Consider the following 25107-nt stretch of genomic DNA (forward strand, 5'->3'; position numbering starts at 1 on the left):
GTGCCTCGCGCTCCAGCCGCCGGCACGCTCGGGAGCCGGCCGGGTTAAATGGCAAGCACCATGAACGAACGCAGCCCCCTGCCCCGCACCATCCGCCTTCATGAGCGGGATAATGTGCTCGTTGCCGTCGATCCTTTAAGTCCCGGGCTCAGCCTCCATGGCCTCACGGTTAGGGAGCGGGTTCCGCGAGGCCATAAGATGGCGACGACACGGATTGCCGAAGGGGCTCCGGTTCTCAAGTTCGGACAGATCATCGGCTTTGCCATGCGGCCCATCGAGCCGGGAGAATGGCTTCACGATCATAACATCCAAGTCCAAGCATTTTCGCGCGAATATCACCTTGCGGAGAACGTCGAACCGTCGTCCATCCTACCGCTCGAAGAACGTGCAACGTTTCAAGGCTTCCGTCGCGCCAATGGCAAGGTCGGGACGAGAAATTATCTGGCTATTCTCACAAGTGTAAATTGCTCGGCCACCGTAGCCCGCTTTATTGCCCGCGAAGTGGAGCGGTCGGGTCTGCTCGACGACCGTCCTCAGATCGACGGCATCCTTCCTCTGGTCCATGGGACCGGATGCGGCATGGATTTGCGCGGAGAGGGATCGGAAATTCTAAAGCGGACCCAGTGGGGTTATGCGTCCAATCCAAACATTGCCGGCGTCCTCATGGTCGGGCTCGGCTGCGAGGTCTTTCAGATCACACGCTGGAAGGAGCTCTACGGGATTCAGGAGAGCGAAAGCTTCCGCACGATGACAATTCAGGATGTCGGCGGAACACGGAAAACCGTCGAGGCAGGGGTCGCCGCCATCGCGGACATGATTCCGGTCGCATCGAAGGCCCGCAGAGAGACGGTACCGGCATCGGAGCTCATGCTTGCCCTGCAATGCGGCGGCTCGGACGGGTATTCGGGCATCACTGCGAACCCGGCCCTCGGCGCGGCTGCGGACCTTCTGGTTCGCCATGGAGGCACGGCCATTCTGTCCGAAACGCCCGAGATCTACGGTGCCGAGCACCTGCTCATCCGCCGCGCCGCCGCGCCGGAGGTCGGGGAGAAACTCCTCGGGCGCATCGCCTGGTGGGAGGATTACACGGCCCGCAACCGAGGCGAGATGAACAACAATCCTTCGCCCGGAAACAAGGCCGGAGGCTTGAGCACCATTCTCGAGAAGTCGCTCGGGGCAGCGGCCAAGGGCGGGACCACGCCTCTAAATGCCGTCTATGACTATGCTGAACCGGTGATCGCGAAGGGGCTCGTCTTCATGGATACGCCGGGCTACGACCCGGTCTCGGCGACGGGTCAGGTGGCGGGCGGCGCCAATCTCTTATGCTTCACGACGGGGCGAGGCTCCGCCTATGGCTGCAAACCGACTCCCTCCCTCAAACTCGCGACCAATAGCGAAATCTATCGTCGCATGATCGACGACATGGATATCAATTGCGGCGATATCCTCGAGGGCGTTTCGATCGAGGAAAAAGGTCGGGAGATCTTCGAAGCCATCCTTCAGGTCGCGTCCGGCCGCCGGACCAAGTCCGAAGAGCTCGGATACGGGGAGGCAGAATTTCTGCCGTGGCAAATCGGAGCAACAATGTAGCAACTGTCGGCGACCCTGGTTCCATCTTCAATACCGGTTAACGGTAACCGTCAATTTCCGCCCCTCTCGACAGCTTCGTCTTTAAAAAATCCCCCTCGACCCATTCCGCTTCCGGGTGCGATCACAAAATGTCCGCATTCTTGCCGCTGTTGAGGACGCGAGGAGGGATGAATGCATTTGTGGCCTTGGCGCGGCGTCGTCTCGCTTTCCGTGTGTCTTCTTGCCGGCGCTCTCATGCTGCCAGGCAGCTCCGCGCAGGCGTTCGATCTGTTCGGCCTGTTCGGGAAGGACGAGGAGCCACCGGCCGCCTCCCCGAACGCCCTGCCCTATGTCCTGACCTATGATATCTCCGGTGACAGAAAAGCCGTTGAGCAGCCTCTGAAGGATGCCTCGCAGCTTTACTCCCTCCGGCAGGAGTCTCCCCTTGAAGGCGATTCGCTGGTCCGTCGCGCCCAGGCGGATTTCGGCCCAATGCTCGATGCCCTCTGGGGCTCAGGTTATTACAATGCCACCCTTGCCTTCCAGGTCGGCAACGCCTCACTGACCCTTGGAGGAAACTCCATTGCGGCCGCTCAGGCGGCAGAGACTTACCGGGGTCGTGCGCCTGTGCCCGTGCGTGTCGTTGTGCAGACAGGCCCTCTTTTTACGCTGCGCCGAATTGAGGTGGACAGTGCAACGACCGGACAGCCATTTTCACCTCAGACGTTGCCGAGCCGGATCATCGGGCTGAACCCTGGCGATCCAGCGAGGGCTGCGGATCTCCGTGCTGCCAGAGCGCGCATCGTCGACTATTTCCGCAGCCAGTCACGCCCGCTGGCGAAAGCCGTCTCGACGGAGCCGATCGTCTTTCATCCGGCACGGATCATGGACGTTGCCTACACCATCGATCCTGGGCCTGTTGCGTCTTTCGGAGAGATTGCCATCTCCGGAACCGAGAATGTGGACCCCGCGGTCGTGCGCTCCTTCATCTACATTGAGCCGGGCGATCCTTACTCCCCTAAGGCTCTCGCGGATACACGAAAATCCATCGGCGCGATCCAGGCCCTCGGCTCCGTCAGAATCCGAGAGGCCGAGGCGCTTGACGCAAATGGCCGCTTGCCGATCTTCGTCGAGGTCACGGAGCGCAAGCCCCGCGTCATCGGCTTCTCTGCGCGATACTCGACAATCGACGGCCCTGCCCTGCATGGCTACTGGGAGCATCGCAACCTGTTCGGCGGCGCCGAGCGGCTACGCCTCGAATCCGATCTCTTTCTCGCTCCCCGCAACGATGGAACGAGGATTAAGAGCATTCAGGATCTTGAACCGTCCGACTTGGGGGGCCGCTTCAGCGCGAGCTTCATGAAGCCCGCTCTGGGAGGATCGAGAAACGACCTTCTTCTCGATGCCCTTGTCGAGAGAGACCGAACCGGAGGCGACCGGTACGGCGGATATACGAGCCGTTTCGTGAATGGCACGGCCTTTATCCGCCACCGCTTCAGCGACACCTTCTCGGTCCAGGCGGGAGCACAATTGCAGAAAGGACAGTCCAGCGATGTCCTCGGCAAGATTGACTACTTCCTGATGGGGCTCCCCGCCTCGCTGTCTTACGATTCCACAGACCGTCCTCTCGACCCGACCCGCGGCGCCCGGGTCACGGCCTCGCTGACGCCCTTTCCGAGTTTTCTCGGATCCACGGTAGGCATGACTGTAGGCAAGCTTGAAGCTTCGACCTATTATTCGCTCGATGAGGATGCTCGCTACATTCTCGCTGGGCGGATCGGTCTGGGCACCATCCTCGGTCCGGAGTTGGATGAGATCCCCGCCAATTTCCGCTTCTTCGCGGGGGGCGGCGGCTCCGTGCGGGGCTATCGCTATCGTAGCCTTGGACCTCAGGGGCCCTTCGGTTATGTGGTTGGCGGCAGAAGCCTTCTGGAGGCGTCGTTCGAGGCACGTATCAAGATCACCGATACGATCGGGATCGTGCCGTTCTTTGATGCAGGGAACGCCTTCGAGTCGAGCTACCCCGACTTCAAGGATAAACTGCGCATGTCGGCAGGGCTCGGCCTTCGCTATTATACGGCGATCGGCCCCATCCGCCTCGACATTGCCACCCCGCTCAATGGACGCCCCGGTGATAAGCCGGTCTCGTTCTATGTGAGCATCGGACAGGCTTTCTGATGATGGTCATGCGCCGCCTCGTTCCAACCGCCATTCTCCTCGCCGGGATCATCTGGCTCGGATTGACGCTCGTTTCCCGCAGCGCCGAGGAAGATCGCGGATTTCTCGCGGACCTGATCTCGCGAGCACTATCCACGCCAAGCACGCGCGTCTCCATCGGGGCAGTGGAAGGGGCGCTTTCGTCGGATGCCACGATCCGCAACATCACCATCGCCGACCGTGATGGCGTCTGGCTCCGGCTGGACAGTGCCCGCCTCGTCTGGCGTCGTCTGGCGCTCCTCTCGCGGCGCCTCGAAGTCGATCGCCTCGACATCGGAAAGCTCGAAATCCTTAGAAGGCCGCTACCGGCCGAAGAAGAAGTCCCGGGAGCGGATCAACCCCTTCTTCCGGAATTGCCCGTCAGCGTCCAGGTTCGGGACTTCGCCTTGCGAGAGCTTGCTTTGGGACAGCCCATCCTGGGCGTCCCGGCACAATTGTCTGCGACAGGCGCGGCCTCACTCGGCAGCCCGTCCGAGGGACTCAACCTGAGATTCGACGCTCGTCGCCTGGATGCCCCCGGGCAGCTTACCGCCCGCTTGCTCTATGCATCCGAGAACCTTCAGCTGACCCTTGCGCTCGATGAACCGGCCGGAGGAATCCTTGCGAGAGCCTCGAACATTCCCGGCCTGCCGCCGGTCAAGCTCGACCTTTCCGGAACCGGAACACTCGATGCCTTCGGGGCTCAACTGACCTTCGACGCCGGCGACACAATTGGCGCAAAGGGCCAGGCCAACCTGCGGCGGGCAGGCTCTGCGAGGCTCCTGGACATCGACACGCAAGCCCGCATCGAAGGCCTCCTCCCCTCCATTGCGGCTCCAGTCTTCGCCGGAACAACGACCCTGAATGCGCAGATCTCCTTTGCGGATGACAGCTCTGTCGAGATTCCGCAGCTGTCCGTCGCCTCGCACACGGCAAGGCTCGACGTCGCAGGCCGCGTCGCCACCGGTGGAATGCTTGACCTGAAAGTAACCGCCCGTGCCCTCCCGACCGTAGAGGGAAAGACGGTGGCTGGCCTCGCTGAAATCCGCAAGCTGGCCTTCGACGGCAGCATCTCAGGCCCCCTGGCCTCCCCCCTGGTCGGAGGCAAACTCGATGCTGAGGACGTGCGGCTGCCGTCGGGGCGTTTCGGCAAGATTGCCGCAACATTTTCTACCTCTCCCAACGGCCCTCTTTCCGAAAAGACGACCCGGATTGCCTTTTCGGCAGATGCCTCTGCGAGCGGTGTTGTACTGACGGATCCAGCCTTGGCGAATGCGGTCGGGACGCAACTCACCCTGACGCTTCGCGGCACCGGAACCCCGGACGGGACGGCGAATGTCGAGGCCGCCCATCTCACCACACGGACCTTTGACGCAACCTATGCCGGTCAGCTCGGAAGCCGAGAAGCTCAGGGCAAGCTGTCCCTCACGGCGCAGGACCTGTCCCGCTTCGCGGATATCGCTTCGCTGCGCCTCCGGGGCGCGCTCGCCTTGACGGCCGACGTAACGGGATTGCTTTCCCCAGGCCCCGTCATCGCATCACTCAATGGAAATGCCACGCGCTTTGCGACGGGCATCGCGCCTGTCGATGGATTGATCGGCGGTCAGCTGACGCTCACCGGCACCGTTCAGACCCTGCGTGGAAATGGATTCGGATTCCGCGACCTCCTTCTCAAGGGCGCCTATGCGGATCTCCGCCTCAATGGCGACGGAACCTTTGAAAGGGTTGATCTCAACGCGGCTCTGCAGCTTCCGGACCTCTCGCGAGCAGATGGTCGCTTGACCGGGCGAGCCACGGCCGCCGCGACGCTGACCGGGTCGTTGTCGCGCCTGATGGCGGAGGCTCATGCGCAGGTTGACGACGCAACAGCTCTCGGCCGTCCCGTGCCTCGCCTTGCCCTCGAGGCTTCCGTTGGCGACCTGACAGGGCACCCCGCTATGCATGCGACCCTCAGCGGCGAGATTGACCGTAAGCCGGTGAGCGGAACGCTCCATGTGAGCCAGAATCCCGAGGGCGCATGGAGCGTTGACCCGCTCGACGTGAAGGTCGGCTCCGCCACAATTGTCGGACAGGTCTCAGTGAGTGCCGATCGTCTTGCTGCAGGACAGATCAAGGTTGATGCGCGCAATCTCGACGATCTGTCGCCTCTCGTTCTGACACGCCTTTCCGGAGACATGGCGGGGACGCTCATCCTCTCCTCCGAGAGCGGGCGGCAGAATGCCAGCCTCAGGGCCAATGGCAGCCGCCTCCGTGCAGCAGAAATCAATATCGACCGCTTTACGGCCGACCTCTCAGCCACAGACCTTTATGCAAGGCCCATCATTGATGGGTCTCTCGCTGTAGACCGCGCAAGGATAGCCGGACAGGATATTTCGCAGATCCGGCTGGATGCCAAAGGGAGCCCCGCCGCGAGTGACATCAACCTTTCAGCGAAGGCGAGCGGCTTCGATCTCACGGCGCGCGGGCGTGTTGTTCCGGCGATGCCGACCCGGCTCGAAATTGCGACACTGGTCGCACGGCGGGATCGGCGGCAGATCTCGCTCGCGCAACCGGCGACGCTGATCTTCGATGGCGGAACTGTCGATATCCAGCGCTTTTCTCTGGCCGTCGACAGAGGCACAATTTCGGTCGAGGGGCGGGTTGGAACAGAGATCGACCTGACACTCGACGCGCGGGCTGTGCCCCTATCCGCTGTAGACATATTGGTGCCTGGGACTGGCCTCGCGGGGGCCCTGAATGGCAGCGCCAGAATGAGTGGAACAGCCAGCCGCCCGGCTGGGAGCTGGCGCTTGCGAGTCTCGGACCTCGTGGCACCGCAGACCCGAAATCTCGGGCTTCCGGCCGTCGATCTATCCGCTGAAGGCGAACTCCGGAATGGCCGGACCTCCATCAATGCCACAGCCAATGCCGGCAGAGCGGGCACGCTCCGGGTTTCAGGCGATGCGCCATTGGACGCCAGCGGCAGTTTGAACCTGGCCGTGCAAGGGCGCATCGATCTCGGCATAGCCAACGGTTATCTCTCCATTTCCGGCCAAAGTGTTACGGGCGTGGCGAATGTGGATGCGCGCATCGCGGGCACGGCCCAGGCGCCATCCGTGAATGGGAGCGCCAATTTGACGGGCGGCAGCTTTACGGATGCGGTCCAGGGTGTGCGCTTGTCCGACATTCACGGCCGTGTTGTCGCTCGAGATACGGACATCACAATCGAGCAACTGGTCGCGTCGACCCGCAACAATGGCCGCCTTTCGGCGACAGGACGCGTCAGGATCGATCCCTCCGCAGGCTTTCCGGGCGAGATCCGTATCACGGGCCAGCATGCGGAACTCGTGTCGAATGACATTGTCACGACAACGGCGGATCTTGCCCTTTCATTGTCAGGGGCGCTGGCCAGGAACCCTCATATAGACGGTGAAGTCAGGATCGCCTCGATGGAGGTTCGAATCCCCGAGAGGCTCCCTGCGACCATCAGGCCGCTTACAGGCACCAAGCATGTCGATCCGACCCCGACTGCGGCAGCCCGGCTTGCGCTCGCGGCCAAAGCCAAGGCACGTTCGCGTCGTGCTCCTCCCTTCGATGCTGCGCTCAATCTCACGGTCTCGGCACCGAACCGTATCTACGTAAGAGGCCGCGGTATTCAGGCCGAACTGGGAGGAAATCTTCAGCTGACGGGCAATCTAGCCAACCCCGTGGCTATCGGCGCCTTTGAGCTGCGCAACGGGCGGCTCACGGTCGTCGGGACCCGCCTCGATTTTACTCGAGGAAACCTGACCTTTACGGGCGATCTCACCCCTGCGCTCGATTTCGCAGCCGAGACACGGGCCGGCGATGTGACAGCCCAGGTCTTTGTAACGGGAACCGCGCGTGAGCCGCGCTTCACATTCTCGTCGGATCCCGACCTGCCGCAGGATGAGGTTTTGTCGCGCATTCTCTTCTCAAAGGCCTCTGGCGGCCTCTCCGTTGGACAGGCTCTGCAGCTGGCCCAGGTTGCTGCGCAGTTTGCCGGCGGTGGCGGCGACGACGTCTTCGAAAGCCTTCGGAAATCTCTCGGCGTGCAGGGACTGGACATTTCCTTCGGCGCAGATGGAAGCCCGGCCGTCGGGATTTCCAAGGCTCTGAGTGATCGTGTCAGCGTCGGCGTGAAGGCAGGTGCCTCCGCAGAGCAAAGTGGGGTCAGCGTGGACATCGACGTGACCCGCAGGATCCGCATTCAGGGTGAGGTCGGCGCGAATGGCAGCACGTCCGTTGGCGTCGGAGCCGAGTGGGAGTACTGACTGCCAGGATCGCTGAAGTGAAAGCGGCGTCTTGCAAGACGGAACAGTGTCCTCTTTCTTGATGACAAGAGAGGATCTGAATGGCATCCCTCTTAAAGGAGTTGGAGGGCGAGCGTGGATTGGGACAAGATCCGGTTGTTCTACGAAGTTGCCGAGGCAGGCAGCTTTACCCGCGCGGGCGAACGCCTGGGCCTCAACCAATCGTCAGTGAGCCGACAGATCAGCGCGCTTGAGCACGAACTGAAGGTTCCTCTCTTTCACCGCCACGCTCGCGGCCTCCTCCTGACCGAACAAGGTGACGTTCTCTTCCAGGCTGCGCAGGAAATGCTCATGCGGCTGGAATCGACTCGCAGCCGGCTGACCGAGACGAGCCAGTTGCCAGCCGGCAACCTCAAGGTCACCGCCACTGTTGGGTTGGGAGCCATATGGCTCGCGCAACGAATTTCCGAGTTCATCGAACTCTATCCGGACGTCAACATTCAGTTGATCGTCACGAATGAGGAACTCGATCTCGCTATGCGAGAAGCGGATGTCGCGATCAGGCTGCGCCGACCTGCCCAGCCGGACCTCATTCAGCGCCGGCTGTTCACTGTGCATTATCATGCCTACGCATCCCTCGCCTATCTGGAACGCTTCGGCGAGCCTAAGACCGTGGACGATCTCGACAACCATCGGATCCTTTGTCTCGGTGGGAATCAGCCGCCTTTCGTCCTTGCCGTTCACCAGCTTGCCGTTCTGGGACGTGACGCGAAGGATCCGCGGCCAAGGCATCTGGTGGTCAATGACAGCCTGGCTTTGCGCCATGCCATCGAATATGGCGCAGGCATCGGCATGGCTCCGGCTTATGCGATGGAGGGAAAGCCCAATGTCGTTCAGATTCTGCGCGACATCGAGATGCCCTCGCTCGACACCTATCTCGTCTATCCGGAGGAAATGCGTTCGGTTGCGCGCGTCCAGGTCTTCCGCGATTTCCTGGTGTCGAAGGCGCAAGGCTGGGCTCACTAAAGGCACTTTCGAGCCCGTCTGCGCATAGTCGAAAGATCTAAACCCACCACATGGCGGAGCGGCCTCGCGCAGCTCCCAAGGCTCAAAGAAAAAGCCCGGACAGATCATGTCCGGGCTTCTTTCGTGGCAGTCTTTCAGATGTGGCGCGCAGCACGCTTATGCAATTTCGAGCCGCTCCGGCTGGGAGGTTCTTTCTGCGACATTTCGGGAGCGCGCTTGCGCAGGAGAGCCGTACCATTCACTTCCAGCCGGGATGGCTTCGCCCTTCATCACGAGAGTCAGGGGGCCGAGCTTCGAGAACGCCCCGAGTTCCGTGTCATACAGAACGGTTGAGCCGGAGCCGACCGAGACGCCCGCGCCTACATGAACCCGCCCAACCTTCATCAGACGATCTTCATAGAGATGCGTCTGCAGACAGGCATTGGCATTGATCGCTGCATAATCGCCAATCGTGACGCAATCGAACTCGGTGATATCCGTCGAGTCCATGTAGATGCCCTTACCGGTCTTGGTTCCGAAAAGCCTAAGCGCCCAAGGAAGGAAAGGCGTTCCGCGGAAATGATCGAGGATGCCCTTCCCGGCCATTCCCCAGTACATAACCGCGACGGCTTCCGTGCGCAGTGCCCACCAGGACCACATGGGGCGCATGGTCGGCTTGTAGGTGCCCATCCATAGCCATTTGTAGGCAGCAGCGGTCAGGAGCTGTCCGACAGCAATGACGACGCTGGCTACCACGCAGAGGACAAACGCCGTTCCCCAGTGCTTCTGAAGCACAGAGGGAGCGAGCACTTCCATGGCCATCGTCGCGAAAGTGATGAAGAGTGCTGTCGGGAGCGTGATGTTGAAGCCTTCAAACAGAGCACGCACGATCTTGAGACGCCGCGGCGGCTCATAGGTGTCGGCGACCGCAGCATTGAAACGCTGGCGGACAGGCAGCTGGATCGGAGGAGAGCCGAACCAAGTCTCGTCCGCTCCAACATTGCCACCTTCCGGAGGCTTTGACTTGACGCCGATCAGCGCACCGTTCTCAATCGCATAGCCGGGCGGAACGACGGCGTCGTTTCCGATGAACACCCGGGATCCTGTCTTGACCGTCCCGAGCGTCATCCACCCGCGACGCATTTCCTCGTCTCCGAGGACAACATCGTCCGCGATGAAGTTCTGGTCGCCGAGATCGATGAGGTCGAAACGGCCTGCCAGATTGGTGGAGATCTCCGATCCCTTCCCGATCTTGGCCCCCATCAGACGGTACCAGGCTCGCATGTACACTGTCGCGAAGAGCGAAGACAGAACGTCTAGCATGACTTCCGTCGCGAGACTGACGACCCATTTGCGGGCATAGAGGCCGCTATAGACCGAATACACGCCAGCCTTCAGCCGAGGCAGAATGATCCACCGGATGGCAGCGATCAGCAGGACGGTCGCAAAGATCATGATCGCGGCGGCCGGCATCGCCAGGAGCGGCATGTAGTAGAGGTAATGAATGCCGATGATGGGGTTGATGACCGTGTCGACCATTTCCATCAAGTGGAAGGCCGGAACGATCGGGATCAGCGCAATCGGCGGTGCAATCACCAGCATGGCAATGAAAAATGCCGTCAGCGACATCCGGCGGATCGGACCCGCCTCGGCCGGACGGGGCAGGTGCGACGGGTCGACATCCGCTACCTTCCTTCCAGGCGAACCGCGCCAAGCCTCCCAAGCGCCGACCTTCGTGCCGGCTGGCAGAGCCGAGAGATCGGCCAATTCGGCTCCCTCGCCGATCGTCACGTCGTCCTCGATGACGCAGGACGAGCCGATGGACACATCGCGCCCGATTTCGACCGGACCGATGATCAATTCGTTCCCAACGACGCGCGCATTGGAAATGGTAACCTTCCCGCCGATACTGGCGTGATCCCCGATGGTCACCAGATCGAAAGCTCCGGCGTCGATCTCGGCGATGAGCGCCTCCTTACCGACCTTTGCGCCAAGGAGCCGAAGATAAATGCGAATAGCGGGAGACCCCTGGAACCACTTCATGTGGACCAGACTCAAGAGCCGCTGAACGAGCCAGAGGCGATAGTAATAGACGCCCCATAGCGGGTATCGGCCGGGCTTGATGCGACCAATGATCAGCCATTTCGCCCCGACGGCGAAGAAGGTCGTAAAGACGTTCACCATCATGTAGGCGACGAAGATCAGCGCCGTGTCGAGCACGATGGAGGCATCATCGCCCGTGATGAGGGTATAGCTGATGAAGATGCACAGCCAGGGCGCCGACATCAGCGTGAGAAGGAGCGGGAGCGCCGCAGCCTGCGCCATGCCGCAGAGGATCCGGCGCAAGAGCGGCGGCGGATCGAAACCCGTGACGGACGCACCGGCCTCCTCGTCTACAAGACGAGCATCCAGGCGCTCTGCAATCTTGCGCAATGAGCGTCCCGTATAGACATCCTGGAGCGTAATAGAGGACAGGTGTCGGCTCTCACGCACGAAAGACACGAACCGCGCAGCAAGAAGCGAGTGGCCTCCCAGATCAAGGAAGAAATCAGCTTCCAATGGAACGGCCTGGTTCGGGAAGACGCGCTTTGAAGCGGCAAGAAGCGCTGCTTCGGTCTTCGTTGCGGGCTCGTCCTGGTCCAAAGCGACGATCGGAGCCGTCAAGGCGCAGGCTTTAAGAGCCTTACGATCGACCTTTCCCGAGGCCGCCAAGCGCGGCAGATCAGCAACAGTTTCGAAGTGAGCCGGGACCATGTAGGCAGGCAGACGCTCGTGCAGAGCCAGCCTGAGCTGGGTCGGATCGGGCTGGATCCCTCGCTGTGGCAGCAGGAACGCCACGAGGCGATCGATCCCATCGTCCTGACGCAGGATGACGGCCGCCTGTGAAATACCCGGGAAGCTCGCCAGCACGCTCTCGATCTCGCCAAGCTCGACCCGGAACCCGCGGATCTTCACCTGATCGTCGATACGTCCCTGAAATACGATGCGACCATTCTCGTCGATCGCGACTGCATCGCCCGAGCGGTACAGGACCGGATCGGAACCATCGGAATCGAACGGATTGGGAATGAACTTCTCTGCCGTCAGGTCTGTTCGGCCCACATAGCCGGCGGCAATTCCCGGTCCGCCGATGAGCAGTTCCCCCTGCACGCCGGGTGCCACGAGCCCCAGAGCCTCATCCACCACGTAACAGGTGTAGTTCGGGATAGGGTGGCCGATGGTAACGGGATCGCCGGCTTTCAGCTCCGCCATGGTGGCGACTACCGTCGCCTCCGTAGGACCGTAGCTGTTGAAGAGACGTCGGCCGTTCGCCGCAAAGCGCGCGACGAGTGCAGGCGGACAGGCCTCGCCGCCAAGGATCACCAGGCGCAGCGAAGGAAGTTCGTCTCCGAGCATGGATAGCAGCGTCGGAACGGTGTCGATGACCGTCACGCCGGCGTCCCGCATGGTGCGCGCCAGAGCCTCTGTGTCGCTCAAGAGCTCCTGCCGCGCCACCCAGAGACTGGCACCTGCCATATACGGCACCCAGATCTCTTCCATCGAAAGGTCGAAGGCTACGGAGCAGCCCTGGAATACGACGTCGTCCCCATGGATGCCGTAAACGGCGTTCGAAGCTCTCAGGTAGTGGCAGATATTGCGATGGGTGACCGCAATCCCCTTCGGCTTTCCCGTGGAGCCAGACGTATAGATCACATAGGCGGTATGATCGGGCGTGAGGCCTCGGCTCCGGGCATCCGGCAAAGGCCCTTCGGCCCTTGATGAGAGAGTATGCGGCGCGAAGGCGGCGATCCCAAGGGATGCAACACGTGGCTCCCATCCGTCCGCAACGAGGATGCCCTTGGCGCCGACATCCAGCAGGCATGCGCCGATCCGCTCCACGGGGGCCTCGGAGTCGAAGGGTAGCCACGCGGCCCCGGCCTTCGTGATGGCAATCTGTGCGATGAGGAGGTCGGATCCCCGCGGCATCCAGAGCCCTACAACGTCGCCGGGCCCTATGCCGGCCGCAGCGAGGCCGCCGGCCATGGCATCGGCTCGTTTGTTCAGCTCGCGATAGGAGAGACGAACCTCACCGTCGATGACGGCCAGCTTGCCAGGGGCACTTTGCACCGAGGCCTCGAAGATCTCGGACAGGACCTCGTCACGCAGGAATTCTGGGCGAGCGGGGCCGCGAAGGGGATTAAACATGGGAGCAACGTTTTGGTGTTTCAAAGGCTAAGTTCCATAGAGCGTCCGGCGAACTGGTCCGTCCGCATGGGAATGTTCGGAACCGGTGGGCCGCGCCAACACGCGGGAGCTTCCGCGATTTGGGAAAGGGCAACAGACTCATAGGTCGCAAGAGAGAGCACATGATGTTCATCGAGCCGGATCTGGCGAACGAAAGCATCATGGATTGGCGCCCTCGCGGCTCGCGATGGTGCAACCCGAAAAATGCCCTCGCCGATTTGACGAGCTGCCATGTGTCCTGGATCGACCATGACGTCGCCTGTCAGCTTCAGCGAGGCTTCCTTGATCGACCAGAGCATGGTTTCGGCCCGATCCCTCCTCTCAGCTAGGTAAGGCAGGAGGCGCAGATCCTCCTCGGACACGGCAATCGAAACAGGCCTGGTCGCATCGTGACTCCGGGGTAGGACCTCGACATCCACCCCCACCTCCCGCTCACGGGACACGGCAACCACGATATAATCACCCGCATGGCTCATGTTGAAATGGGGGCCACCGCGGCAAACGGGCTTCCCACTCGGTGAAGCCTCGATCGTGAGATCCTGGGGCGCCTGCCCGGCCTCGGCCGCAAGGGCCAGGCGCAGAAAGCCATGCGAGAGCCCGTATGACAGCCGGTCCTCTTCGCGCCTCAGGCGGCTCATGCGTTCGCGCTCGGCCGCGCCGGCTCCATGCTCGAAGGCGGCAAGGCAGGACAAACGCGCCTGCTCGGTCAGAGACCCGAGAGCAAGGATGGAAAGCGAGATCATGGCCGAACCGCCACTTCCTCAACGATATATGGAAGCAAACCCGAACGTAGACCTACCATCATGAAGGAGTGATGAACGCAACTGCGACGAAAGACGCGCCCAAAGCTAAGAAAAGGCAGGAACCGAGCCAAATCCGAATGATTTCAAGGTCAGGCGGGGATTTCGGTCTCACCGGGATATCTGGGCGATAATGACGCATGCCCAAGGCCAGCTTCTTTCCTGACGCCGACGCCTGGAAGGATCTCGCTCTGAAGAGCCTGCACCGTGGCATGACGGCGGGAGGCCTCGCGAGTAAAGTCTTGGTCTAGGGGAGGGTTTCCCCTCGCCCAGGGGGCTGGTAATGCACCGCAATGACATACAAAGTCGCCGCTCTTTATCAGTTTGCCCCTCTCCCCGATTTTCCGCAGATCAGGGAGCCGCTTTTCAGGCTATGCGAAAGGCTCGGGCTGAAGGGGACCCTGCTCCTCGCCCATGAGGGCATCAACGGCACGGTCGCCGGCACAACTGATAGTATCGACTCTTTCATTCTGGAACTGCGCGACGGTCCCTTGTTCAGCGGACTCCTCAACAATCTCGAGTTGAAATTCTCACAGGCGGAGGCAATGCCCTTCGGGCGCCTCAAGGTCAGGCTCAAGAAGGAAATCGTCACGATCGGAGACCCGACCGTAGATCCCACGCAAGTCGTCGGCACCTATGTGTCAGCCTCCGACTGGAACCGGCTCCTGGAGGATCCTGAAGTGATCCTGATCGATACCCGTAACGACTTTGAGGTCGCGATGGGCACATTCGAGGGGGCCGTCGATCCCCGGCTCCCACGCTTCAGTGCATTCCGCGACTTCGTCGAGAGGAACCTCGACCCTGAACGGCATAAGAAAGTTGCAATGTTCTGCACAGGCGGCATTCGGTGCGAGAAAGCCAGCGCCTTCATGCGCGCTCAAGGCTTCGAAGAGGTCTATCACCTCAAAGGCGGCATCCTGAAATATCTGGAGGAGATCCCGGAAGCCGAAAGCCGGTGGCGAGGCGCCTGTTTCGTCTTCGACGAGCGTATTGGCCTCGGGCACGGCCTTGTCGAAATGCCATCCGCGGCCCCTCAGGATACGGAAGCCGACCGGTGAGCGACACGAGCGATCCCCATTCCCGCATCGATGCCCTGGAGATCCGCATCGCCTATCAGGATCAGGCCCTCGATGACCTCAACCAGACCGTACTGGCGCAGTGGAAGCAGATCGACAGCCTCACCCGGCAGATCGCGAACCTTATCGACCGGGTCAAGGAGGCGGAGGAGAAGGTCGGTGCTCCTCCCAGAACCGAACCACCCCCTCCCCATTATTGACACGTGAAGGCAGTTCGGACGACCACGGCCGCACATCTGAGGAATCGCCCGCTGGCTGGAGACCGTCATGAACCTATCGATCCTGCTCCCCTTCCTAGGCATCGTTGCCGGTGGCGCCATGCTGGCCGCGCAGGCTCCCGTCAACGCCGCACTCGCGAGGGTGCTAGGCGATCCGCTGCAGGCGGCCTGCCTCTCATTCGGGATCGGGTTCCTGGTTCTTTGCATCATCAGCGTGGCACGGGGTGAATGGCCAGCGGGCTCTGTTCTGGCCGCTGCACCCTGGTGGTCCTGGCTGGGCGGCGTGCTCGGCGCTTTCTATGTCGCGGTCGTCATCTGGGGCGTTCCTCAGCTCGGGGCCGTGAGCACCATCGCGGCCCTCGTTTTCGGACAGCTGATTGCCGCCCTCGTGCTGGATGCAATTGGCGCGTTCGGTCTCCCCGTTCACGCCATATCATGGCAACGCCTGCTTGCGGCAGCCCTGATCTTTGCAGGATTGGTTCTGTCCCGCTCTGGCTGAGCGCTCCTGCGATGTATGCCAGCGAATATGCCTCTCAGATGTGGAGGCCGTGGCCGAGAGCCTTGAGAGCTGCTTCCTGGAAGCCTTCCCCTTGTGTGGGATGCGCATGAACGGTCCCGGCAATGTCCTCCAGGCGGGCTCCCATCTCGAGCGCCAGAGCGAATGCGGTGGCGAGCTCCGATACACCCTGGCCAACGGCCTGGATGCCGAGTACGAGGTGATTGTCCGCCCGGGCGATCACGCGCACAAAACCCTGCTCGCCAAGTTTTGTCATGGCACGTCCGTTCGCCGTGAACGGGAAATGTCCCGTTATGAACTCATGCTGCCCCGCGCGCGCCTCCTCAGGACTCATGCCGACCGAGACGATCTCCGGATCGGTGAAGCAGACAGCCGGCATGGCCCGTTTGTCCCATATGCGTTGATGTCCGGCGATAATTTCCGCAACCATTTCCCCCTGAGCCATGGCGCGGTGAGCCAGCATAGGTTCTCCCGTCACATCCCCGATGGCATAGATCCCCCGCATGGATGTACGACACCTGTCATCGATCCGGATGAAGCGCCCATCCAGGTCGAGGACGAGCTCCTCCATTCCCCATCCTTCCGTTGCAGGCCGCCTTCCGACAGTCACAAGAACCTTGTCCGCTGGAAGCCGGTCTTCGCTGCCCTCTGTTGTCCGAACGATTAGATCTCCGGCCTTCACGTCGAACCCCGCAGCAGAGGTACCGATCATGACCTTGATTCCGAGTTCCTGCAGTCGTTTGGAGACAGGCTGCGTCAGCTCCGCATCGTATTGGGGCAGGATCCGCGCCTGCGCCTCGACTACCGTCACTTGCGAACCCAGCTTGGCGAATGCCGTACCCAATTCAAGGCCGATATAGCCACCGCCGATCACGACGAGACGCTCCGGCACTTCCGTGAGGGACAAGGCCTCCTTAGAGGAGAGGATGGGTCCGCCAAAGGGCAGGATCGGCAGCTCGACAGGAGCGGAACCTGTTGCAATCACCACATTCTCGGCCCGGATGACCTGCAGGCCCGTCTCGGTCTCGACGGCAATCGTTTTCCCATCGCGAAACGTCGCCCAACCTTGAACGATCTTCACCTTGGCCTTCTTGAGGAGGGTCGAAACGCCGCCGTTAAGCCGTCCGACAATGCCATCCTTCCAGGCCATCGTTCTGGCAAGGTCAAGAGCAGGTTTGGACACTGAGATGCCAAGGGGGGACGAATTCTCCGACCATTGAACGACCCGGTCGTACTCCTCAGCAGCATGGATCAGTGCCTTGGACGGAATGCACCCGATATTGAGGCACGTGCCGCCCGGCTTGCCGGCCTCGACGATGACGGTATCAATCCCCAGCTGGCCCGCCCGAATGGCGCAGACATAACCACCCGGCCCTGCACCAATGACCAGCAGCTTGCAGGAAATATCCTTCATCAGCTCAGCCTTCCATGAAGATCAACGCCGGCGTTTCCAAAAGCGACTTGATGCGCTGGATGAAGACGGCCGCGTCCCAGCCATCGACAACCCTGTGGTCGAAGCTGGAAGAGAGATTCATCATCTTTCGGGGAATGAAGGACGACCCGTCCCAAGCAGGTCTGACCGCCATTTTGTTGACGCCGATAATGGCGACCTCTGGATGATTGATCACAGGCGTGGTTGCAATGCCGCCCATGGCGCCCAGGGACGTGATGGTGATGGTGGATCCGGTCAGGTCCTCACGTGTCGCAGTTCCGGCCTTCGCCTCATCCGACAGACGGTTGAGCTCAGCACCGCAGCTCCAGAGGTCCCGCGCCTCCACGTGCTTGACGACGGGAACGACAAGCCCCGCACTCGTCTGGGCTGCAATGCCGATATGGATGCCGCCATGCTGCCGGACAATCCCCGCCTCATCGTCATAGTGCGCGTTCAAGTGCGGCTGTTCGGCAATGGCCTTGACCATGGCGCGCATGAGAAACGGCAGAATGGTCAGTTTCGGCTGATCCTGCCGCCGTAGTTGGTTCAGGGCTGCCCGCAGATCCTCCAGCGCCGTCATATCGACCTCTTCCACATAGGTGATATGCGGAATGCGCGACTTCGAGAGTGCCATCTTCTCGGCAATCCTGCGCCGCAGCCCGATTACCTTGACTTCTTGAACGGACGTATTCGGAACAAGCCCATACCCCTTCGACGACTGACGCCCGTGAGCGATGAAGTCATCGATATCCTCATGCGTGATCCTGCCGGCTGGACCCGAGCCCGGCACTTGGCGAAGGTCGACACCAGCATCCCGTGCCCGCTGCCTCACAGAAGGAGACGCCAGGGGCTTTTCCCCTTCGGCCCGAACTGTTGACAGCTTGGGCTCTCGATCCGAAGGGCGCGGCGGCGGGGGATTTTCCTCTCGCGGCAGCTGCCTCGGATGTTCTGCAGCCCTGTCTGCCTGCACTGGTTTCGATGCACTCTGCAAGGCCTCAGGCGTCACCGAAGGCGGCCCTTCATGCTGCGCTTCCTGCGGTCGTGTCGCCGGGGCATTTCCTTCGCCCTCGATCTCCAGTCGGATCAGGGGTGAGCCGATCGCCACGACATCACCGACCTCGGCGCCAAGCCACAGGATTTTTCCCTCGACCGGAGATGGAATTTCGACGGTTGCCTTATCGGTCATGACGGCCGCGAGAACAGCATCCTCCCGGACCAGATCACCGACCTTGACGTGCCACTCCACCAGCTCCGCCTCGGCGATCCCTTCACCCACATCCGGCATTTTGATGACGTGCTCGCCCATCTCAGCCCTCCATCGTTTCAATCAGAGCACGCGCGACCCGAGCAGGTCCTGGGAAGTAGTCCCATTCTTGGGCGTGCGGGTAAGGCGTGTCCCACCCGGTCACACGCGCGATGGGTGCTTCCAGGTGATAGAAGCAAGCCTCCTGAACGAGAGCGGAGAGTTCGGCACCGAAACCTGATGTGAGTGTCGCCTCGTGGATGACAACGCACCGCCCAGTCTTCTTGACGGACGCTACAATGGTGTCCATGTCCAAAGGCAGCAGGGTCCTCAGGTCGATGATCTCCGCATCAATATTCGTTTCGGATGCCGCTGCCTGAGCGACGAACACCATGGTTCCGTAAGCCAGAACCGTGACGGCCGTTCCCTCGCGCACCACCTTCGCCTTGCCCAGTGGAATCGTGAAGTGGCCGCTTGGCACCTCGCTGAGATCGTGCTTCGACCAGGGCGTCACCGGGCGATCATGATGTCCATCGAACGGCCCGTTGTAGAGGCGCTTCGGCTCCAGGAAGATGACGGGATCGGGGTCTTCAATCGCGGCGATCAGGAGGCCCTTGGCGTCGTAAGGATTGGAGGGAACGACGGTCTTCAGGCCTGAAACATGCGTGAAGAGAGCTTCAGGACTCTGGCTGTGGGTCTGCCCTCCAAAAATACCACCGCCTGTCGGCATGCGCACTACCATGGGACAGGTGAACTGGCCATTTGAACGATAGCGCAGCCGCGCAGCCTCGGAGACGATCTGATCGTAAGCCGGATACATGTAATCGGCGAACTGGATCTCGACGCAGGGCTTCAGGCCATAGGCCGCCATGCCGATAGCGGTGCCGACAATCCCCGACTCGCTGATCGGCGTATCGAAGCAGCGTGTTTTGCCGTACTTCTGCTGCAACCCCTGCGTACAGCGAAACACGCCGCCGAAATAACCGACATCCTCTCCGAAGACCACGACATCGTCGTCCCGGGCCATCATCACGTCCATGGCATCGCGGATCGCCTCGACCATCGTCATTCTCGCCATGGTCAAACTCCAGCCTGCTGGCGCTGCTTACGAAGATGAGGCGGCATCTCGGCATAGACGCCCTCGAACATGTCGCGTGCGGAAGGTTTTCCGCCGGCATGCAGGGTGCCGTAGCTCTCGGCCTCCTTTTGCGCGGCAATCACGGAATCGAGGATTTCCGCCTCTGTCTGCTTATGGCGCTCCTCCGACCAGACGCCTCGAACGATCAGGTGGTTCTTCAGCCGGATGATCGGATCGCCCAAGGGCCATGCATCGGATTCCGTCTTCGGGCGATAGGCCGAAGGGTCATCCGAGGTTGAATGGGCGCCAACCCTGTAGGTGACATACTCGATGAGGGTGGGACCGAGGTTGCGGCGGGCACGCTCCACGGCCCATTTGGCGACAGCATAGACAGCAAGATAGTCGTTCCCGTCGACCCGTAGGGAGGGAAGACCAAAGCCTAAGCCCCGCGCCGCAAACGTGCCCGAGCCACCTCTGGCAATGCCCTGGAAGGTCGAGATGGCCCATTGGTTGTTGACGATATTGAGAACGACAGGCGCCTTATAGGTCGAGGCGAAGACGAGGGCTGCGTGGAAATCGGATTCTGCCGTCGAGCCGTCCCCAATCCAGGCAGCTGCGATCTTCGTGTCGTTCTTGATGGCTGAGGCCATCGCCCATCCGACGGCCTGCACGAACTGCGTCGCGAGATTTCCGGAAATCGTGAAGAATCCGTGATCCTTTGCGGAATACATGATGGGCAGCTGACGTCCCTTGAGGGGGTCACGGGCATTCGAATAGACCTGACACATCATGTCGACCATCGAATAGCCGCCGGCGATCAGGAGCCCCGCCTGCCTGTAGGTGGGAAAGTTCATGTCGCCGGGCGAAAGCGCCTTGCGGAAGGCACAGCCGATGGCCTCCTCCCCGAGATGCTGCATATAGAAGGACGTCTTACCCTGTCTCTGCGCCGTCAACATGCGGGCATCGAATGTCCGCAAGGTCATCATGTGCCGCATGCCTTCGAGCAACTCCTCATCGCTCAGGAGGCCAGCCCATGGCCCGACGGCCTCCCCGTTGCGGTTGAGGACCCGGATGATCGAATAAGCGAGATCACGAATGCTCTCAGGGTCGGCGTCTATCTCAGGGCGGGGAACCGCGCCGGCCTTTGGGATCCTGACATTTGAGAAGTCCGGCGCCCCTCCCGGCCGGACAGCGGGTTCGGGGACATGCAGGGTCAGCGGTTCATAGCTCGTCATGGACTCAAGGCCTCCTGCGGAGAATCTAGCAGCGAAACCCTTTTCGGCTATAGGCCAAGGCTTACCCGACCCTAAGACCATATGCCTATCAGCACGGCTGAGCCCACAGCCGGGGGCCGATGTATCGGATCTTGGCTCTGTAGATATCCTTCTCGGCCCTTTTGGCCCTTGCATGGTGAGCAAGGCCGATCGACGTTCGAGAGTGGCCGAACTTGGCTGAGCCCCCTCGTCCTTATTGGCCTCTGGCAAGTGCTTTCCGTGCTCATGGGCAGCCAGCCTCTGCCCAATCGAGCGACAGTTCGCTCGACTCTCGCCCAGGGGACGAGCAGCGGAGAGCTCCTGTTCCACCGGGGCCTATTGCTGGCCCACATGCATAGCCTTGATCGTCGCAGCGCTCATCGACACAGGCATCAGACTTGCCCTCGGGCTTTCCGCCCTGATCGGAACTGGCCGTATTCCTCGCGTCGTTTGTCTGACCGTCATAGTCCTTACCGCCGTCATTTTGTTCTGTATCCGCCAGGATCTCCTGCAAGCGACATTTCTCAGACCGACGTGTGGGACGTGACAGCTGTTCTCGACAAGCTTGATTGGCGCATCTCCGCGAAGCGGATGTTCGTCGTTCTTATGTGTCTAGACTTCCGACACGGCGCCGAGATGTGCGATATGGAAGGCAACTTTGATGGCTGAAAGGCCGGTCGCGAGCGCCCCCTCCGGAGCGCGGTCGGAAACGATGTCGGTCAGCGTATCGAGCGGACAGACAAGTTCGAGATGGCGCCGGTTGAATTTCGTCGCATCTGCCAGGAGCACCCTGCGCTCCGCCCGTTCAAGCATGGTCCGCTTGACCCAACTGGCCTGCGTCTCCACGTCTGTCGGCCCCTCCATCGTCAATCCGCTAGCGCCGATGAAGGCAATATCCGCATTGAATCGTTTCAGGTAGGCGCAGGTCTCTGAACCATAAACTCCCCCCTCGCGCGAAGAGAAATCGCCAGGACAGAACAGGACGCGAGAATTGCCTTGCTGGACCAGAGCATGGGCTACAGCAAAACAATTGGTGATTACGGTAATTCCCTCGGCTCTCTGCGCGAGAACCTGGGCGAAGCGGGCGGTTGTCGAGCCGGAATCGATCATGAGAACATCGCCCGCCTTGACAAGCTCGACAGCGACTTGAGCGATCGCATCACGCTCTCGAACCGCAAGAGTATCCCGGTCCTGGAACTCCGGCTGAAATCCCAGCTGGCGCCCGGCCGCACCGCCATAAGTACGGCTCACAAGCCCACGCTGGGTCAATTCGTCGATATCGCGCCGCACGGTTTCGGCGGATACGCCAAGCCGGCGGGCGAGGTCTGATGTCCTTACAGCCGGACTTAGGCCGAGCTCGGCTATGATCAGTCGTTGGCGAGACGCCTTTTTGCCCTCGGGCAGATGCACTCACACGCCTCCCTGACATGACGGAATTTGTTGTAGCCCCATCAAATCCTTTGGGACATTCCACATAAGTATGCTTGATATCCCAAGTTTGGTCTCCTAGCCTTCCAGAAAGGTGCATAACCTGCTCACACAAGTCCGAAGGTGATGCCTTTGCCTCAGGTTTTTTCAGGACAATGTCCGCGCCTCACAGCGGGCATGGGGCGGCATCCTCGTCCCGGACAATACGACGACGTCCGTGCAGGTGCCTGGCCCGGGAAATGGCAGCCGTCGCGCTTCTTAGACGAGTCAGATTTCAACTGTCACAGCAGCGAAACAAGCTTTCAATATTGGTTCGCCACTTTGCTCGGCCAAAGGAGAAAGCAGAGCACCCATCGGGAAGGACCAGGACGAGATGCTCTGCAAAACCGTCAGCCCGTTCTGGGAAGCAAGAACAGAATAACGCTCTCCATCTTTCATCGAGTACAGGTTCCAGGTGAATGTCCGAAATCGTAGTCGACGCCGTGTCCAAAACCTGGGGAGGTGTAGGGGGAGTGAACCGCATCAGCTTTAAAGCCGATGCAGGTACGCTCCTGGTGCTCCTCGGCCCATCCGGATGCGGCAAGTCCACGACTCTGCGCCTGATCGCGGGGCTTGAGGAGGTCGATTCCGGCACGATCACAATCGGCGGGCGGGACGTAACCCATCTTTCGCCTGCCGAGCGACGCATCTCGATGGTATTCCAGTCCTATGCGCTTTTCCCCCACCTCAATGTAGCCGAGAATATCGTCTTCGGATTGAAGGTCCGCCGTGTAGGACGAGCGGAGCGGGATGAGCGCCTCAAAAAGGTGGCTGATATCGTCGGCCTGAGTCATCTGCTCGAGCGCAAACCGTCCCAACTCTCGGGCGGCCAGCGTCAGCGCGTTGCCCTTGGCCGTGCCATCATTGCAGAAGCGCCCGTTTGTCTGATGGACGAGCCGCTGTCGAATCTCGACGCCAAGCTCCGCCACGAGATGCGGACAGAAATCCGCAGCCTGCAGCAGCGCCTCGGCATGACCATGGTCTACGTCACTCACGATCAGACCGAGGCCATGACTATGGCGGACCGGGTCATTCTGATGCGAGACGGGCATATTGAGCAGAATGGAGCCCCGCACGAGCTTTACAATCATCCTGCAAGCGATTTCACGGCCCGCTTCATCGGCACCCCACCCATGAATATCATTTCATGGCACGACAACGCGATGCTCGGCATACGACCGGAACATATTACGCTTGTGGAGAGCAATGGAATTCCGGCCACGGTGAAGGCTGTCGAATATCTCGGGGCAGACAGCATCATTCTCTGCGACACGGAAGGCGGCACGGTTTCGGTTCGTCAAACGGGTTATTGTTCGCTTCCACCCGGAACCAGTGTCGGCCTCGCTTGGCATAACCGTCACATACATCTGTTTGATAAGGACAGCGGAAGACGCCGTGAGACCGAGACCTCGGTCCATTGAGCTTCTTTCACTGAAAGGCGCAGGCGGTCTCTTCCGCAGGCGCATGGCTCCAGGAGATCCAAGGGGAGGATCATGAAGTTCAAAGCCAAAGCCCTGCTCACGGCGGGTCTCATGACACTAGCCGGCTTCGGTGCGAGTGCCGCCCATGCCGTCGATCTGACGATGTACTATCCCGTCTCGGTCGGCGGTCCCGTTACCAAGATCATCGACGACATGGTGCAGCGGTTCCAAAAGGAAAACCCGGATATCAAGGTCGAGGCGGTCTACGCGGGCAACTACACCGACACCATGACCAAGGCGATGACCGCCATGAAGGGTGGTCAGCCGCCTCAATTGTCGGTGTTGTTCTCCACCGATCTGTTCACGCTCATGGACGAAAAGGCGATCGTGCCGATCGATGAGATCGCCGGCTCCGACGGCAAGCAATGGCTCGACAGTTTCTATCCTGCCTTCATGGAAAACGGGCGCATAGAAGGCAAGACCTGGAGTGTTCCGTTCCAGCGCTCGACCATCGTCCTCTACTACAACAAGGATGCCTTCAAGGAGGCAGGTCTCGATCCCGAGAAGCCGCCGACAACCTGGGCCGAGATGGCCGAGATGGCCAAGAAACTCGTGAAGAAGGACGCTTCCGGCAATGTGACCCGTTGGGGCGTCGAGATCCCGTCCACGGGATACGGCTACTGGATGTTGCAGGCGCTGGCCATCGAGAATGGTCAGAAGCTCATGAATGAGGCCGGCACCAAGGTCTTCTTCAACGAAAAGAAGACGGTCGATGCGCTGCAGTATTGGGTCGATCTCTCGACCAAAGAAGGCGTGATGCCGAAGGGAGCCATCGAATGGGGCACCCTGCGGACGGATTTCCTCGAAGGCAAGACCGCCATGATGTGGCACACCACCGGCAACCTGACCGCCGTGAAGGAAGGTGCGAAGTTCGACTTCGGCGTCGCCATGCTGCCTGCCAAGGAACAGCGCGGCTCCCCGACCGGCGGCGGCAACTTCTACATCTTCAAGAGTGCCAGCCCTGAGCAGCAGCAGGCTGCCGTGAAGTTCATCCGCTGGATGACAGCCCCTGAACAGGCTGCGGAATGGAGCATCAAGACAGGCTACGTAGCCGTTACGCCGGCGGCTTACGAGACGGAGACCATGAAAGCCTACGTGAAGGGCTTCCCTCAGGCCGTCGTAGCCCGCGATCAGCTGCAACATGCCGTCGCCGAGCTGTCGGTGCACGACAACGGGCGCATTTACAAGATCGTCAATGACGCCGTGCAGGCCGCCGTAACGGGTTCTCAGAGCCCGAAGGAGGCACTCGACAGCGCTCAGAAGCAATCCGAGCGCGTCCTGAGCCGCTATAAATAAAG

Annotated in this window: 16 protein-coding genes; 9 read left to right on the plus strand and 7 right to left on the minus strand. The window is 60.9% G+C overall.

Annotated elements, in window-relative coordinates; translation table 11 throughout:
* Positions 1-60 precede the first annotated feature (60 nt).
* The 4 genes from C4E04_RS15735 to C4E04_RS15750 all read left to right on the plus strand — a co-directional run bounded on the left by C4E04_RS15735 (position 61) and on the right by C4E04_RS15750 (position 9041).
* Complete coding sequence (locus tag C4E04_RS15735; RefSeq protein ID WP_109601191.1) at positions 61-1590, plus strand: UxaA family hydrolase; 1530 nt, start codon at positions 61-63, stop codon at positions 1588-1590.
* Positions 1591-1761: 171 nt separating this feature from the next.
* Entirely contained in the window at positions 1762-3747 is a 1986-nt protein-coding gene (locus tag C4E04_RS15740) for an autotransporter assembly complex family protein (RefSeq protein WP_109598844.1), read from the plus strand.
* Between the two features lie 8 nt (positions 3748-3755).
* Entirely contained in the window at positions 3756-8036 is a 4281-nt protein-coding gene (locus C4E04_RS15745; protein WP_162559423.1) for a translocation/assembly module TamB domain-containing protein, read from the plus strand.
* Positions 8037-8150: 114 nt separating this feature from the next.
* A complete protein-coding gene (locus tag C4E04_RS15750) occupies positions 8151-9041 on the plus strand; it encodes a LysR family transcriptional regulator (protein ID WP_109598848.1) in 891 nt (296 codons plus the stop codon).
* Positions 9042-9197: 156 nt separating this feature from the next.
* On the opposite strand, the gene C4E04_RS15755 is transcribed toward C4E04_RS15750, so the two are convergent.
* Complete coding sequence (locus C4E04_RS15755; RefSeq protein WP_109598850.1) at positions 9198-13205, minus strand: Pls/PosA family non-ribosomal peptide synthetase; 4008 nt, start codon at positions 13203-13205, stop codon at positions 9198-9200.
* Positions 13206-13225: 20 nt separating this feature from the next.
* Positions 13226-13987: a 4'-phosphopantetheinyl transferase superfamily protein gene (locus C4E04_RS15760; RefSeq protein ID WP_109598852.1), complete on the minus strand. Its 762-nt coding sequence runs from the start codon at positions 13985-13987 to the stop codon at positions 13226-13228.
* 350 nt (positions 13988-14337) lie between these two features.
* Between C4E04_RS15760 and C4E04_RS15765 the strand changes: the two genes are divergently transcribed.
* The 3 genes from C4E04_RS15765 to C4E04_RS15775 all read left to right on the plus strand — a co-directional run bounded on the left by C4E04_RS15765 (position 14338) and on the right by C4E04_RS15775 (position 15837).
* On the plus strand, positions 14338-15102 hold the full coding sequence (locus tag C4E04_RS15765; protein WP_109598854.1) for a rhodanese-related sulfurtransferase: 765 nt from the start codon (positions 14338-14340) through the stop codon (positions 15100-15102).
* A complete protein-coding gene (locus tag C4E04_RS15770) occupies positions 15099-15320 on the plus strand; it encodes a SlyX family protein (RefSeq protein ID WP_109598856.1) in 222 nt (73 codons plus the stop codon). The genes C4E04_RS15765 and C4E04_RS15770 overlap by 4 nt, the downstream gene beginning before the upstream one ends.
* A 67-nt stretch (positions 15321-15387) precedes the next feature.
* Positions 15388-15837: a DMT family transporter gene (locus tag C4E04_RS15775; protein ID WP_109598858.1), complete on the plus strand. Its 450-nt coding sequence runs from the start codon at positions 15388-15390 to the stop codon at positions 15835-15837.
* 34 nt (positions 15838-15871) lie between these two features.
* Here the strand turns inward: C4E04_RS15775 and lpdA are convergent, their stop codons facing one another.
* The 5 genes from lpdA to C4E04_RS15800 form a co-directional block, all read right to left on the minus strand.
* Positions 15872-17269: a dihydrolipoyl dehydrogenase gene (lpdA, locus tag C4E04_RS15780; RefSeq protein WP_109598860.1), complete on the minus strand. Its 1398-nt coding sequence runs from the start codon at positions 17267-17269 to the stop codon at positions 15872-15874.
* Positions 17270-17273: 4 nt separating this feature from the next.
* A complete protein-coding gene (locus C4E04_RS15785; protein WP_109598862.1) occupies positions 17274-18593 on the minus strand; it encodes a dihydrolipoamide acetyltransferase family protein in 1320 nt (439 codons plus the stop codon).
* Position 18594: 1 nt separating this feature from the next.
* Positions 18595-19608, minus strand: a complete 1014-nt coding sequence (locus C4E04_RS15790; protein ID WP_109598864.1) for an alpha-ketoacid dehydrogenase subunit beta — start codon at positions 19606-19608, stop codon at positions 18595-18597.
* A gap of 2 nt (positions 19609-19610) precedes the next feature.
* On the minus strand, positions 19611-20843 hold the full coding sequence (locus tag C4E04_RS15795) for a 3-methyl-2-oxobutanoate dehydrogenase (2-methylpropanoyl-transferring) subunit alpha (protein WP_109598866.1): 1233 nt from the start codon (positions 20841-20843) through the stop codon (positions 19611-19613).
* 630 nt (positions 20844-21473) lie between these two features.
* Positions 21474-22271 (minus strand): DeoR/GlpR family DNA-binding transcription regulator, encoded by a 798-nt coding sequence (locus C4E04_RS15800; protein WP_210204579.1) that lies wholly within the window; start codon positions 22269-22271, stop codon positions 21474-21476.
* A gap of 476 nt (positions 22272-22747) precedes the next feature.
* Here C4E04_RS15800 and C4E04_RS15805 point away from each other — a divergent pair, with 476 nt between their 5' ends.
* Together C4E04_RS15805 and C4E04_RS15810 are read left to right on the plus strand one after the other, a co-directional pair.
* On the plus strand, positions 22748-23749 hold the full coding sequence (locus tag C4E04_RS15805; RefSeq protein WP_109598869.1) for an ABC transporter ATP-binding protein: 1002 nt from the start codon (positions 22748-22750) through the stop codon (positions 23747-23749).
* Positions 23750-23860: 111 nt separating this feature from the next.
* On the plus strand, positions 23861-25105 hold the full coding sequence (locus tag C4E04_RS15810; RefSeq protein ID WP_371682067.1) for an ABC transporter substrate-binding protein: 1245 nt from the start codon (positions 23861-23863) through the stop codon (positions 25103-25105).
* Positions 25106-25107: the final 2 nt, after the last annotated feature.

It is taken from the genome of Microvirga sp. 17 mud 1-3 (assembly GCF_003151255.1).
In the GTDB taxonomy this organism is placed as follows: Bacteria; Pseudomonadota; Alphaproteobacteria; order Rhizobiales; family Beijerinckiaceae; genus Microvirga.